This window comes from Mucilaginibacter pineti (assembly GCF_900101875.1).
Classification (GTDB): domain Bacteria; phylum Bacteroidota; class Bacteroidia; order Sphingobacteriales; family Sphingobacteriaceae; genus Mucilaginibacter; species Mucilaginibacter pineti.
Genome location: NZ_FNAI01000004.1, coordinates 343,651 through 356,312 on the forward strand (window position 1 = coordinate 343,651; position 12,662 = coordinate 356,312).

At 43.0% G+C, this 12,662-nt stretch carries 15 protein-coding genes; 12 read left to right on the top strand and 3 right to left on the bottom strand.

Annotated elements, in window-relative coordinates; translation table 11 throughout:
* Positions 1–3: 3 nt before the first annotated feature.
* Together cysM and epsC are read right to left on the bottom strand one after the other, a co-directional pair.
* Positions 4–876, bottom strand: coding sequence for a cysteine synthase CysM (gene cysM / locus BLS59_RS12055; RefSeq protein WP_091149521.1), 873 nt, complete (start codon positions 874–876; stop codon positions 4–6).
* 27 nt (positions 877–903) lie between these two features.
* Complete coding sequence (gene epsC, locus BLS59_RS12060; protein WP_091149522.1) at positions 904–1,731, bottom strand: serine O-acetyltransferase EpsC; 828 nt, start codon at positions 1,729–1,731, stop codon at positions 904–906.
* A 234-nt stretch (positions 1,732–1,965) separates the two neighbouring features.
* On the opposite strand from epsC, the gene BLS59_RS12065 reads away from it, so the two are divergent.
* From BLS59_RS12065 to BLS59_RS12075, 3 genes are all read left to right on the top strand, one after another.
* Positions 1,966–2,475, top strand: a complete 510-nt coding sequence (locus tag BLS59_RS12065; RefSeq protein WP_091149523.1) for an RNA polymerase sigma factor — start codon at positions 1,966–1,968, stop codon at positions 2,473–2,475.
* A gap of 4 nt (positions 2,476–2,479) precedes the next feature.
* Positions 2,480–3,124, top strand: a complete 645-nt coding sequence (locus tag BLS59_RS12070; protein ID WP_091149524.1) for a hypothetical protein — start codon at positions 2,480–2,482, stop codon at positions 3,122–3,124.
* Between the two features lie 134 nt (positions 3,125–3,258).
* A complete protein-coding gene (locus BLS59_RS12075) occupies positions 3,259–3,816 on the top strand; it encodes a hypothetical protein (RefSeq protein ID WP_091149525.1) in 558 nt (185 codons plus the stop codon).
* Positions 3,817–3,863: 47 nt separating this feature from the next.
* On the opposite strand, the gene BLS59_RS12080 is transcribed toward BLS59_RS12075, so the two are convergent.
* Positions 3,864–4,511, bottom strand: coding sequence for a hypothetical protein (locus tag BLS59_RS12080; RefSeq protein ID WP_091149526.1), 648 nt, complete (start codon positions 4,509–4,511; stop codon positions 3,864–3,866).
* Positions 4,512–4,684: 173 nt separating this feature from the next.
* Between BLS59_RS12080 and BLS59_RS12085 the strand changes: the two genes are divergently transcribed.
* The 9 genes from BLS59_RS12085 to BLS59_RS12125 all read left to right on the top strand — a co-directional run bounded on the left by BLS59_RS12085 (position 4,685) and on the right by BLS59_RS12125 (position 12,630).
* A complete protein-coding gene (locus BLS59_RS12085) occupies positions 4,685–5,569 on the top strand; it encodes a sugar phosphate isomerase/epimerase family protein (protein ID WP_091149596.1) in 885 nt (294 codons plus the stop codon).
* 118 nt (positions 5,570–5,687) lie between these two features.
* On the top strand, positions 5,688–6,218 hold the full coding sequence (locus tag BLS59_RS12090) for a peroxiredoxin (RefSeq protein WP_091149597.1): 531 nt from the start codon (positions 5,688–5,690) through the stop codon (positions 6,216–6,218).
* Between the two features lie 4 nt (positions 6,219–6,222).
* Positions 6,223–6,558 carry a DUF1475 family protein gene (locus BLS59_RS12095; protein ID WP_162842615.1) on the top strand — a complete coding sequence of 112 codons (336 nt, stop codon included), beginning with the start codon at positions 6,223–6,225 and terminating at the stop codon, positions 6,556–6,558.
* Positions 6,551–7,357, top strand: coding sequence for a DUF1295 domain-containing protein (locus BLS59_RS12100; protein WP_091149528.1), 807 nt, complete (start codon positions 6,551–6,553; stop codon positions 7,355–7,357). The genes BLS59_RS12095 and BLS59_RS12100 overlap by 8 nt, the downstream gene beginning before the upstream one ends.
* A 206-nt stretch (positions 7,358–7,563) precedes the next feature.
* Positions 7,564–8,592, top strand: a complete 1,029-nt coding sequence (locus tag BLS59_RS12105; RefSeq protein WP_091149529.1) for an SAM-dependent methyltransferase — start codon at positions 7,564–7,566, stop codon at positions 8,590–8,592.
* Positions 8,593–8,596: 4 nt separating this feature from the next.
* Positions 8,597–9,730 (top strand): alpha/beta hydrolase, encoded by a 1,134-nt coding sequence (locus tag BLS59_RS12110; RefSeq protein ID WP_091149530.1) that lies wholly within the window; start codon positions 8,597–8,599, stop codon positions 9,728–9,730.
* Between the two features lies 1 nt (position 9,731).
* Positions 9,732–11,024 carry an NAD(P)/FAD-dependent oxidoreductase gene (locus BLS59_RS12115; RefSeq protein ID WP_091149531.1) on the top strand — a complete coding sequence of 431 codons (1,293 nt, stop codon included), beginning with the start codon at positions 9,732–9,734 and terminating at the stop codon, positions 11,022–11,024.
* Between the two features lie 75 nt (positions 11,025–11,099).
* Positions 11,100–11,786: a hypothetical protein gene (locus BLS59_RS12120; protein WP_091149532.1), complete on the top strand. Its 687-nt coding sequence runs from the start codon at positions 11,100–11,102 to the stop codon at positions 11,784–11,786.
* 37 nt (positions 11,787–11,823) lie between these two features.
* Positions 11,824–12,630, top strand: a complete 807-nt coding sequence (locus tag BLS59_RS12125; protein ID WP_091149533.1) for a DUF1365 domain-containing protein — start codon at positions 11,824–11,826, stop codon at positions 12,628–12,630.
* The last annotated feature ends 32 nt before the right edge of the window (positions 12,631–12,662 follow it).

The following is a 12,662-nucleotide window of genomic DNA, read 5'->3' on the forward strand; positions in this document are numbered from 1 at the left end:
GGTTTATCCAAATAATTCACTGCTCAGATACCGGTCGCCACGGTCACAGCAGATGAAAACTATTACACCTTCTTTAAGCTCAGATGCCAGCTGAATAGCGGCCGTTAGTGCGCCACCACTGCTCATTCCTGCGAATATACCTTCCGTGTGGGCCAGTTTGCGGGCCATCAGCGTAGCGTCGGCTTCGGAGATGTCTATCACCCTGTCTACTTTTGATGCATCGAATATTTTTGGCAGATACGCTACAGGCCAGCGACGAATGCCCGGGATAGACGAACCTTCGGTTGGCTGGCAGCCCACAATTCGTATCTCCGGATTTTGCTGTTTAAGATAAATAGAGTTACCCATGATGGTACCCGTTGTACCCATAGCACTTACAAAATGGGTGATCTTACCTTCGGTATCGCGCCAAATTTCGGGCCCGGTTGTTTTAATATGGGCACCGTAGTTATCCGGGTTGGCAAACTGGTTCATGAGATAATATTCGCCGGTGGCGGCCTTTTCTTCGGCATAATCACGGCATTGTTCAATGCCTTCCAGCAGGGTTACTTTGGCTCCAAAAGCTTCCATGGTAAGCGTGCGCTCGCGGGTGGAGTTGGAGGGCATTACCAGTTCAATTTCCAAATCAAACAAACGGGCCATCATAGCCAGCGCTATCCCGGTATTGCCGCTGGTAGCCTCAATAAGTTTGGTGCCTGGTTTAATTTCCCCCCGTTCAATAGCGCTGCGGATCATGTTGAGGGCGGCTCTATCCTTTACGCTGCCTCCGGGGTTGTTCCCCTCCAGCTTGGCGTATATTTTAACATTAGGATTGGGGTTAAGCCTTTTAATTTCAACAAGCGGCGTGTTGCCTATGGTATCAATGAGTGTAGCCATGTTACATTGTTTGGGGTAGTTGTACTATTATTTTGATCCAAAGATGCGTTTTGTAAGCTGCTTTAGTATCCGGTGACTTGGCGTATGATAAATCCTTGAATTTGGCGGCAGACTTTTGGTAAGCCAAACGTTACCGCCAACAATACTATCACGGCCAATAATGGTTTCGCCGCCCAGGATGGTTGCACCTGAGTAGATCACTACGTTATCCTCAACCGTGGGGTGCCGCTTGGTAAAGGCCATACTTTTATCAACACTCAACGCGCCAAGGGTTACACCCTGGTACAGTTTTACATGTGCGCCAATGTTGCAACTTTCTCCAATTACAATGCCCGTACCGTGATCTATATAAAAGTATTCGCCAATTACAGCCGCGGGGTGTATATCGATACCCGTTTTTGAATGCGCGTATTCCGTTAATATGCGCGGGATAAGCGGCACATCATCTACATATAAACGGTGAGCCAAACGGTACAACGATATGGCGTAAAACCCAGGATATGTACGAATCACTTCAAATTCGCTGCGCGCGGCCGGGTCGCCGTTAAATATGGCCTGTATATCGGTATTCAGGGTTTGGTAAAGGGCGGGCAAATTTTCAAAAAAGCTGGCTGCACGTTTTTTATTGTCGCAATCGCTGCAGGCTTTGGTGGCTTCCATGATGTGATGCAACTCTGCTTCTAACAAGGCAAACTCCTGCTTCAGCTCATCAATGGTAGCAAATAACTTAGCCGTTTGCTCGGGGTACAACAGGTGAATAACCCGCAACGCCCATTTGGTAATTTCTTTGTTTGATGGTACAGCCTCAAGATTTTGCTGCTTGTTAAATATCTGCTGGTAAAACTCCTGACTCATGCTTTATAATTGGCTGTTTGTGGTTAAACAACTATTTAAACTGCAAGTTTATGCAAAAGAATGTGGTTTACATGTAAAAAGGACTACATAATTGATAGGCGTACTAAATTCGGTATGGGTTAGCCCCCCAACATTATCTGTCAAACTAATTATCTGTTGACTTGTGACATTTCTCACCTTGCGTTAACTAATCACTAAAAGTTAAATAACTTTAGTAACAGTATTAGCAAATCAATGGGCACGCCTGAACAGGACGAAGTATTTTTAGCGGTAATTGAACAAAACAAGGGGATCATTTACAAGATAGCCAATTCGTTCAAAAAAGATGAGGACGATAAAAAAGACCTCATGCAGGAGATAGTTCTTCAGCTTTGGCGTTCATTTTCCAGTTATGACGACCGGAGCAAATTTTCTACCTGGATGTATCGGGTTGCCTTAAACGTGGCGATAGCCTCCTATCGTAAAGAAAAAAAGAAAAATGAGCTGATAACGGCATTGCCCGAAAGTATGATCGCTTTTGTTAACGACGAAGATATAAACTACAAAGAGCACGAACTAACGCTGCTGCACCAGTTCATCAACGAGTTAAAAGAACTTGACAGGGCCTTGATATTGCTATACCTCGAAGAAAAAAGCGGAAAGGAAATAGCCGAGATCCTTGGCCTTTCTGAAACAAACATCCGCACAAAAATCAACCGGATAAAAGAACAATTAAAACAAAGGTTTTCAACAAATAAATTGTAATAACATGGAAGAGTTAGCTATTAAACAATTGTGGCACAAATACGATCTGAAGCTGGAAAAATCACTCCAGCTTAATCAAAAAATAATAAGGGAATTACAAACCCAAAAGGCCGAAAATAATCTTGGCGCCTTTCGCCGCAACCAGGTTGTTGGTGTTGTGATTGGGCTTTTATGGATCATATTCTTGGTATTTTTAGTGTTTCATGCTTTAAACAACATTTACTTTGTTATTTCGGTTGGCCTTATTGCACTGTTCAACATTTTTGCAGTTGCAGCCTACATCAGGCACCTCGCCTTGCTTGATCAGGTAAACATTACCGATAGCATTACCGGGGCCCAGCAAAAATTGGCCACCATACAAACCTCATTAAATAATGTAGGCCGTATATTGGTACTGCAAGCGCCATTGTATTGCACCTTTTGGTATAACCAGCAATTGGTTGACCACGGCGGCGCAACATTTTGGCTGATAAACCTAACAATCGTGGGCTTTTTTGTAGCTGTATCTATTTACCTTTTTAATAAATTAACCTATAAAAATATCCACATAAAATGGGTTAAGGCCTTCATTGAAAGCTTTGGCGGTAAAAAACTGATAAAGGCCATGGAGTTTTTGAAGGATATAGAAGAATATAAGATGGAGATTTAAAATGGCTTGGATTGGGGCTTCATAACGGGAGTATTTTTAATGTATGTTATCAGAAATAATGCTATATATTTAGACTATCATCCTAAAATATAACAAGCAGTATTACCTTGCTTAAATACCACACAACCAAAATCATGAAACAGGTTATTAAAATCATCATAATTTTATTTGCCATTGTTTTATACACGCATGATTATTTAAATGCACAAACAAAGTTCAAGCTTGATTATGATATCAAATCCAACAGAAATAAGCCTTATAAACAATCGATGGAGGACAGTTTATTCCGGGAACTTTATGTAACTATCTATTATACTTATTACAACCCGACCTATATGTATAATAAGGTGCCCGTTTTTACGGTGCTGAAAGTTGATATAGATTGGGATGGAAAAGTTACATGGTTAGGTTTTTCTGATAGTGCTGATTCCACTTTTGTAAAAGCCTGGTTAACTAAACCAAAGCACCATGATGATAAGGCCACTTTTGAGCGATATGCGAAAGTGAAGTCCTATAAAAGTGTTTCACTGTTAATACCGGTCGCCTACGAAACCGATCTTCCCAACTCCAATAAATACTATACTAACGATTATTTGGAATCGTATTTTAAATTTGATAAAAAGGCATTTACTGGCAACGCTATTATGCTTTCTCCAATTATTATACCCATCCTCACAACGGGCAATGAGTAAAGCAACCATTACTGGAGAAATAACTTTGTGACAAATTAGATCATAGCCTACTGAAACCTCACGTACACCCCCACAAACAAATACCCCGAATGGTAATTTAATGGCGGGTAATACTTTGACCTTAATTTATTTACGCCCGTGCCGTAATCTGAGGTATCGTAACCCAGTTCAAGGCCCGCGCTTGTTTCACCACCGTCTGACGGGATGCCGATGATAACCATGGGTGCAAATGCCGATGTAAAACCGGCCGAAGCTGACTTGCTCTCAACCCTTGGGTCCGAATCTGCATCGCCCTGGGCATATTCGTGAACAACCCCAAACCCCCAGTTAAAACCGGCTTTGAGGGATAAACCAACTGAAATATGAACGTTACCTCTGGGATTAAAGCAATAACTTGGCGTTGCCGCAAGGCCCGAAAACAGGGTGGTGCCGTTGAGATAATCGTAATCATCAACATAATAACGGTAGCTCATCTTATCGGCAAATACAGTAACATCATAACTAAAATGGTTGTCTTTGGCTACCCGGTAATAGCCCGCGTTAAGGCCAACGCCGCCATCGTCAACATCCTGCTTAAAGAGGTCGGCCCGGGGCTGCATACCGCGCAAACGCATGGTAAAGCCACTGGTTTGCGCGTCAGCCGTTAAAGCACATGATAATATAAATACAGCAATAAAAAGTAAAGCAGGTTTCATAGGCATTAATTGCGAAAGGCTATGCGCCGCGTTTTACAGGCACGACATTTGCCAAATCAGACTATCGTAAACTTTAATAGTTTAACTAAACCATTCAATTTAGTTTTAGTCTGTTGTTTTTGGTGTATATAATACACTATATTTACGTTAACCAATTATCAAAAGATATTAATATGAGTACCAGACGTTCATTTATTAAAACTTCGGCTGTGCTTTCGGCCGGGCTTTTAGCAGCCCCCAATTTATTTGCGTACGATAAAAAGTATATAGGATTACAGTTATACACCGTTCGCGATGCTATGGCCAAAGATCCGGTAGCCACGCTGGCAAAAGTAGCGAAGATTGGTTATACCTCTGTTGAGGCAGCAACTTACACGGGTACCGAGCTGTTTTACGGGATGACACCAAAAGCCTTTGCCGCCGTGCTAAAGCAAAACGGCCTTATTATGCCAAGCGCGCACTACCGCCTGGGCGAAGAAATGGTTGATGGTGCAAGCCAGTTAGGCACCATCCTTAACGATTGGGATAAAGCCGTTACCGACGCTGCAGAAGCCGGTGTTAAATACATGGTGTGCGCATACCTGGCCGATGTGGAACGCGGCCCTCTTGATCATTATAAAAAAACTGCCGACAGCCTCAATAAAGCCGGCGAAATTTGTAAAAAGGCCGGCATACAGCTTTGCTACCACAACCACGATTTTGAATTTATACAGGAAAACGGAAAATACCCGTACGAGATCATCCTGCAAAATACAGATAAGGACCTGGTAAAGTTTGAGATGGACCTGTACTGGATAACCAAAGCCAACCAGGATCCGTTTGCGCTGTTTAATGAAAACCCGGGCCGTTTCCCGCTATGGCATGTAAAGGACCTTGATAAAACACCCGAGCGCAATTTTACCGAAGTAGGCAATGGCATTATCGATTTTAAAAAGATCTTCGCACAATCAAAAAAAGCGGGCTTAAAATACTTTTTTGTAGAGCAGGATAAATGCCCCGGCGATCCGTTTGATAGCATTACCCAAAGCATTACTTACATTAAAAAGAACCTGGTTTAAAAACAGTGGTTTAATACAACTTAAGGCCATCAATTAAAACAATTGACGGCCTTTTTTATTTATCAATTTTAAATCGTTTGTCAGGAAGTTTCTCGTACGTATGGAAAATAATACCAACATGCTAAAATACATCATCATAGTCCTGCTGGCTTCTTTCCTGTTTTCGTGCGCGGCCGAGGCCCAATCAAAAAAAGAACTGGTTACCGGCGATGCCGTACCCACATTTTCACTTACAGACCAAAACGGCAAGGAATTTAAAACTGCCGATTATGTGGGAAAAAAAGTATTGGTGATCTACTTTTACCCTAAGGACGAAAGTATGGTTTGCACCAAAGAAGCCTGCGCCTTTCGCGATAGTTTTGACCAGTTTACCAAAGCCGGGGCAATGGTTATCGGTATAAACGGCGGCACGGTTGCCAGCCACAAAGCCTTTGCCGATCATTATAAGCTGCCCTTTACCTTGCTTAGCGATCCAGATAATAAGGTTTACGATATGTTTGGAGTACATAAATCATTTTTTATGAGCGGCCGCGAAACGTTTGTAGTTGATCTGCATGGCAAAATTGCTTACTCGCATACGGCCATGCTGCAAGGCAAGGAACATGCCGATGACGCGCTTAAATTCATTCAGGCTGCCAAAACCAAATAAGCCCATGATCAGCGCCCTTAAAATACTGTTCAGCATTGTTTTTGTGTGGATGTGTTATGTGGTAATAACTACCTGCCTTAAAAGCAACCTGTTTACCGAGTGGGATTACCTCGGTTCCATACCCTGGATGCGCGCCACCCTTTGGGATTTTTATGCCAACGTACTGGTAATTTTTGTGTGGGTATGTTATAAAGAGAAAACCATTATAGGTAAAGCAATATGGCTTATACTACTGGTTACACTGGGCAGCATAGCCAGTTGCGGTTATGTGCTTATCCAACTCTTCCGGCTTAAACCCGGTGAAGGATTAAAAGAATTATTCGGCAAGAAAAATGGATAATAGCTCACTTTTTCTCTTGATCATTTACTGCCTGCTGGCCTGTTGCGGCATTATGGTATTAGTATGGTTTTGGGCGCATAAAATTAAAAACGCGGGTGTGGTTGATATCTTCTGGTCGTACAACTTCCCGGTTATTGCCATTATTTTGTTTTTGCTGGCTCCGGGCTATCATGACCGTAAGTTACTTATTTGCGCTATGGTTATCATCGCCGGGTTACGTTTGGGAACCCATTTGGCTACCCGGATTTTAAAACACTTAGATGAAGAGGAAGGCCGATATCAGCAACTCCGTAAAGAATGGGCGCCCAATTCCGAAAAAAAATTCTTCTTCTTTTTTCAATTCCAGGGAATTTCCAATGTATTGTTAGCCATTCCGTTTTTTATCAGCACACTTAATACAAGCACCAAAATTTCGCCCCTGGAATATGCGGGTGCAATCCTCTGGTTCATCAGCGTTGCCGGCGAAGCTATTGCCGACTGGCAGCTCGCAACATTTAAGAAAGATGCCGCTAATAAAGGCAAGGTATGCGATACCGGCCTGTGGAATTATTCGCGCCATCCCAATTACTTTTTTGAATGGTTGATGTGGTTCTCTTATTTCGTTTTCGCGCTGGCATCGCCATATGGCATACTGGCAATTATTAGTCCGGCAATTATATTATACCTGCTGCTAAAGGTAACAGGCATCCCCGCCACCGAAGAACAATCCCTACGCTCAAAAGGCGAGGCCTATAAAAGATACCAGAAAAGTACAAGTGTGTTTGTGCCCTGGTTTAAGAAAAACAAATTCCCCTCTTGAGAGGGGGCGCGTTGATTGGTGTAATGGCAGGGGTGTGTTCTGCGGCAAGAAACAAACACCTCCACCCCTCTCGAGAGGGGAATCGCACATCTCCTCCGCTTTATCTTTTACCACCGAACATAAAAAACACCCTCCCCATAAATCCATCCATACCACCACAACGTATACCATTAAAACACATCACAAAGCGCATAACCAAATTTTAAATGTGGTACGATAAACTGATTGAACAAAACAAAGTGCCAGATTTTTTGCTGAGGCAAGGCATTCGCAAATTATTAAAACAACGCCTTACCGACGAAAACCGCGGTAATGTGGAGGACCAGCAGGCGCACCTGATGGCGCTTATAGCCCAGCTAAAAGCATCGCCCATAGCAGTAAATACCGCCGATGCAAATGAGCAGCATTACGAAGTACCTACCCCCTTTTATCAGTACTGTTTAGGCAAAAACCTTAAATATTCCAGTGGCTACTGGAAACCCGGCGTTACCGATATTGACACTTCCGAAGATGATATGCTGGAGCTTACCTGCCAACGTGCCGAACTGGAGAACGGCCAGCAGGTTTTGGAACTGGGCTGTGGCTGGGGTTCGCTATCATTATATATGGCGGCTAAATTTCCGAAAAGCACGTTCAAGGTGGTATCAAACTCGCGCACCCAAAAAGCACATATAGACGAGCAGGCCAAACAGCGCGGCATTACCAACCTAACGGTAATTACTGCCGATATGAACACGTTTACCATCGGTGACAAGTTTGATCGTGTGGTATCTGTTGAAATGTTTGAACACATGCGCAATTACAAATTGCTGATGGCAAAGGTTGCCTCGTTTTTAAAGCCTAATGGCAAATTGTTCATCCACATTTTTACCCACAAAGAATATGCTTACCTTTTCGAAGTAATTGACGAAACCGACTGGATGAGCAAATATTTTTTTACAGGCGGCATTATGCCCAGCGACGACCTGATGTTTTATTTTAACGACGATTTGCTGGTTGAAAAACACTGGCACGTAAACGGCACACACTACGGCAAAACATCCGAAGCATGGCTCAGCAACATGGATAAACACAAAACGCAGATCATGCCCCTATTTGAGCAAACTTACGGGGCAGAACAAGCCGTAAAATGGTGGGTTTACTGGCGCATATTTTATATGGCCTGCGCCGAGTTGTGGAACTACAACGATGGCAACGAATGGATTGTTAGTCACTATTTATTTCATAAAGCATAAGGGCATGATCCGTTTTATCATTTGTGTTTTATTGCTCCTTATTTCATTGTTAACCGTTTTTAAGGCGTTTGAATATTACATGTGGATGCTGGCTATTGTCGCTTCAGAATTTTGCTGGGTATTTATAATTTTTGTTTTAATAGCACTATTAAGCGGTTTTTATGTAAGCAGCTACAAGCTTGCGGGCACCGTTACCGGTTTGCTGGCGCTGGCGCTTTTTATATCGCCCATTTTAAGGGCCTACAACGTTGCCGGCAGTTTAAAACAAAACTTTACCGCCGCGTTTGGCCCCGGAAGTACCATTGTTAAAGGCGATAATACACAGGCGCCGTTTAGCTTTTGGGCCATGTTTAAAGGCAATAAAACTATTGCCTTTAAAACATTTACCTATGCTACTTATCCCGGTCGTGATCTTACAATGGATTATTTTCCTACACAAGTTGTGGGTAACCGGCCCTGCGTGGTTATAGTACATGGCGGCTCCTGGAACAAGGGCGATAACAAGCAGCTGCCCGAACTGAACAGTTACCTGGCATTAGTAGGCTACAATGTAGCGGCAATAACTTATCGACTGGCTCCAAAATACCAAAGCCCGGCGCCGGTTGAGGATGTGCACGCGGCGTTTGCCTATTTGCGTAAACATGCCGCTGAGTTACATATCGACACCAATAATTTTGTGCTGATGGGCCGCTCGGCAGGGGGACAAATTGCTTTGCTGGCTGCCTATACCCGGCCCGAACCCGGCTTGAAAGCGGTTATTGACTACTATGCCCCGGCAGATATGGTTTGGGGATATTCTATTCCCTCGAGCCCCTTGATTATGGATTCGCGCAAGGTAATGAGCGATTATATTGGCGGTACTTATCATCAGGTTCCGGCGAAATTTGCGGCAAGTTCTCCGCTGGAGTTTATCACCCCGCAGTCTATCCCCACGCTTATCATTCATGGAGATAATGATGTGCTGGTATCACCAGAGCATAGTCGCCGTATGAACGTAAAGCTGCAGCAGAACGGCGTTAAGCACTTTTTGCTAAGGTTGCCCTGGGCTACCCACGGGTTCGATTTTAATTTGAACGGACCGGGCGGCCAATTGGCCACCTACACCGTTGAACGTTTTTTAAACATAGTAACCAAATAGCATGTTAAAAACAGCCATCATAGGCACCGGCATAGCGGGCATGGGCTGCGGGCATTTTTTGAACGCCAGCCATGACCTTACTTTTTACGAGCAAAATAATTACATAGGCGGGCATACCAACACGGTTACTGTTGATGAAGATGGCAAACCTGTATATGTTGATACTGGTTTTATGGTGTTCAACTACCAAACCTATCCCAACCTTTGCCGCCTGTTTGCCGAAATTGGCGCACCTGTAAAAAAAACAGAAATGTCGTTCAGCGTACAGCATGTCCCTACCGGGCTGGAGTATTCGGGCTCAAGTGTTAACCATTTATTTGCCCAGCGAAAGAACATCTTCAATATAAAATACATTAAAATGCTGATGCAGATCGGTAGATTTAATAAGGAGAGCGTAAAGATCGTGGACGACCCAAAGTACGCCAATTACTCTATCGGTCAGTACATCAAAGAGTTTGGCTTTGGCGAGGATATGCTGTGGAAATACCTGGTGCCTATGAGTTCGGCAGTATGGAGTACGCCGATGGAACAGATGCTTGATTTTCCGGCGGTAACGCTCATCCGCTTTTTTCAGAACCATGGTTTTTTAGGTTTGGATACGCAGCATCAATGGTATACTTTGGAAAAAGGCAGCCAATCATACCGCGAAATTTTAATAAAGCCTTTTAAAGATAAAATTAAGGTGAACCGCAAGGCACTTAAGGTAACCCGCCTGCCCGATGGCAAGGTTGCAGTGACCGCAGCCGATGGCGCAGTAGAGGTGTTCGACAGGGTGATCATTGCCACGCATGGCGACCAGGCACTGGCCCTTTTAAATGAACCTACCATTCAGGAAAAAAGCCTGCTATCAACCTTCAATTACCAATACAACAAAGCCACCCTGCATACCGACGAAAGCATTATGCCCAAAACCAAACTGGCCTGGAGCAGCTGGAACTACAGCATAAAAATGCAGGACGGCAAGCTAACCCCAACCACCATTTACTGGATGAACAGGTTGCAGGGCGTTTCAGATAAAAAGAATTATTTTGTATCCATCAACCCGCATAATAACATCGACCCCCAAAAGATCATTCAGGAAATAGATTACGACCACCCCCTGTTTGATGTACCCGCCATCAATGCCCAGGCCCAGTTGCACACCCTAAACCAGGACGGCCCCATTTATTTTTGCGGCAGCTATTTTAAATATGGCTTTCATGAGGATGCTTTTACCAGTGCGGTAAATTTATGTTCGCAATTGTTAGGGAGGGCGGTTTATGGGGACGAGTTGGTTGGTGAGCCAGATATTTAACGTTGTGCTAATAAATAGCATACGATTTATTAATCATATCCAGTTACATTTGGCCTAATAACCTTGTCGCTGTTTATGAAGTATCGTTATTTTTTAATCCTTTTCACGTTCTTTACTATTCTTGGAGCCTGTAATCAACCTATATCGCAAACCAGTAAAGCATCAGCTAAAAAAGTTATTAATGCTGCACCGGAAAAGAAAATCCCGATAGATACATCAAAGGCTTTTAAATTTAATGATAATTGGGTTGTTCCTAAGTCGTCGCTTGATTTTAATTCGTTGGGAGATTCGCAGGGAGATACATTGAAGCTGGCTGTTTGTGGTGATTTTGTCTATTCACCATTTGGTACAATAAAAGATTCTTCGGCCTTTAGTTCAAGCCTTTTGAAAAACTTTAGCATAGTTACGCGAACTGAGAAAATGGATAATGGGACGTTCAACTTTCAGATATTAAATCACGGCTCCAGCAAACTCATTTTCTTTTTTGATACCGACCCAGAGGCAAGCCGCCATTCCGATATATTCAAAGGGGAAATATATGATGAGGATGTACAGTTTGTAAATGGTATCAGGATAGGTATGAGCTTTCCTAATTTTTATAAAACGCTATTTGACAGCTTTCCGGATGATTTAACAAACAATTATACGGTTGTGCAAATAATCTCCTGCGTAGATGACATTATTCAAACTTATGACTTCGATGCAGGAAAGTTAAAGTCTGTTAAGTTTATTACAGATAGCTACTGGAAAGTGGATTATTAATACAATCCCATTCACCCCGTAATCCGTATATTTAATCATGGCGGATACGGCTCTCAATTCATGTTTATACAAAGCCAGGGTAATGCACCATCGCCTTGCGCCAAAGGTGCATAGCTTCCATTACGATGTGTTTATGTTTTACCTCGATCTGGATGAGATAGACTGCATGGACAAACGCATGAAATTCATGAGCCGTAATCGGTTCAATCTGTTCAATTTCAGGGATAGGGACCACTTGCAGCTGCCGCGCGAAAATCCCGATACGTCAAAAAATACCCGCCAGCATATCACCGCTTATCTGCAAAGTAATGGGGTTGATATCGGTAACGGCCGCATTATGGTGCTTACCAATTTGTGTACACTGGGCTACCAGTTTAACCCCGTTTCGTTTTATTTTTGTTATGATGAAAACGGGCAGATAGCCTGTTCCATAGTGGAGGTTTGCAACACTTTCCTGGAAATGAAACCCTATTTTTTAGGTGCCGATACCAAACAGGCCGATCAGTTTAAACTGAATACTGAAAAGTATTTCTATGTATCCCCGTTTATAGATATGGATACTAACTTTGATTTCGACCTGCATATTCCCGGCGAAAAACTCCAGGTTAAAATTGACGATTATGATAAAGCTGGCAAGCGTTTTTTTATCAGTACATTAAGCGGCGTAAAAAAATCGCTTACCGATGCCAATCTGGTGTTGTATTTTATCAGCTTCCCGCTCATTACCCTAAAAGTCATAACGCTTATTCACTGGCAGGCTTTAAGGCTTTGGCTCAAAAAAATCCCCTTTCATAAAAAGGAGGATCAAAAAGAACTTCAAAAAGAAGTATACCGGCCTTACTGACAATTTTTTATATCTGCAATAAAACTTTAACC

Coding starts and splice junctions, on each gene's coding strand:
- cysM (WP_091149521.1), bottom strand. CDS start 876: ATGGCTACACTCATTGATACCATAGGCAACACGCCGCTTGTTGAAATT.
- epsC (WP_091149522.1), bottom strand. CDS start 1,731: ATGAGTCAGGAGTTTTACCAGCAGATATTTAACAAGCAGCAAAATCTT.
- BLS59_RS12065 (WP_091149523.1), top strand. CDS start 1,966: ATGGGCACGCCTGAACAGGACGAAGTATTTTTAGCGGTAATTGAACAA.
- BLS59_RS12070 (WP_091149524.1), top strand. CDS start 2,480: ATGGAAGAGTTAGCTATTAAACAATTGTGGCACAAATACGATCTGAAG.
- BLS59_RS12075 (WP_091149525.1), top strand. CDS start 3,259: ATGAAACAGGTTATTAAAATCATCATAATTTTATTTGCCATTGTTTTA.
- BLS59_RS12080 (WP_091149526.1), bottom strand. CDS start 4,511: ATGAAACCTGCTTTACTTTTTATTGCTGTATTTATATTATCATGTGCT.
- BLS59_RS12085 (WP_091149596.1), top strand. CDS start 4,685: ATGAGTACCAGACGTTCATTTATTAAAACTTCGGCTGTGCTTTCGGCC.
- BLS59_RS12090 (WP_091149597.1), top strand. CDS start 5,688: ATGCTAAAATACATCATCATAGTCCTGCTGGCTTCTTTCCTGTTTTCG.
- BLS59_RS12095 (WP_162842615.1), top strand. CDS start 6,223: ATGATCAGCGCCCTTAAAATACTGTTCAGCATTGTTTTTGTGTGGATG.
- BLS59_RS12100 (WP_091149528.1), top strand. CDS start 6,551: ATGGATAATAGCTCACTTTTTCTCTTGATCATTTACTGCCTGCTGGCC.
- BLS59_RS12105 (WP_091149529.1), top strand. CDS start 7,564: ATGTGGTACGATAAACTGATTGAACAAAACAAAGTGCCAGATTTTTTG.
- BLS59_RS12110 (WP_091149530.1), top strand. CDS start 8,597: ATGATCCGTTTTATCATTTGTGTTTTATTGCTCCTTATTTCATTGTTA.
- BLS59_RS12115 (WP_091149531.1), top strand. CDS start 9,732: ATGTTAAAAACAGCCATCATAGGCACCGGCATAGCGGGCATGGGCTGC.
- BLS59_RS12120 (WP_091149532.1), top strand. CDS start 11,100: ATGAAGTATCGTTATTTTTTAATCCTTTTCACGTTCTTTACTATTCTT.
- BLS59_RS12125 (WP_091149533.1), top strand. CDS start 11,824: ATGGCGGATACGGCTCTCAATTCATGTTTATACAAAGCCAGGGTAATG.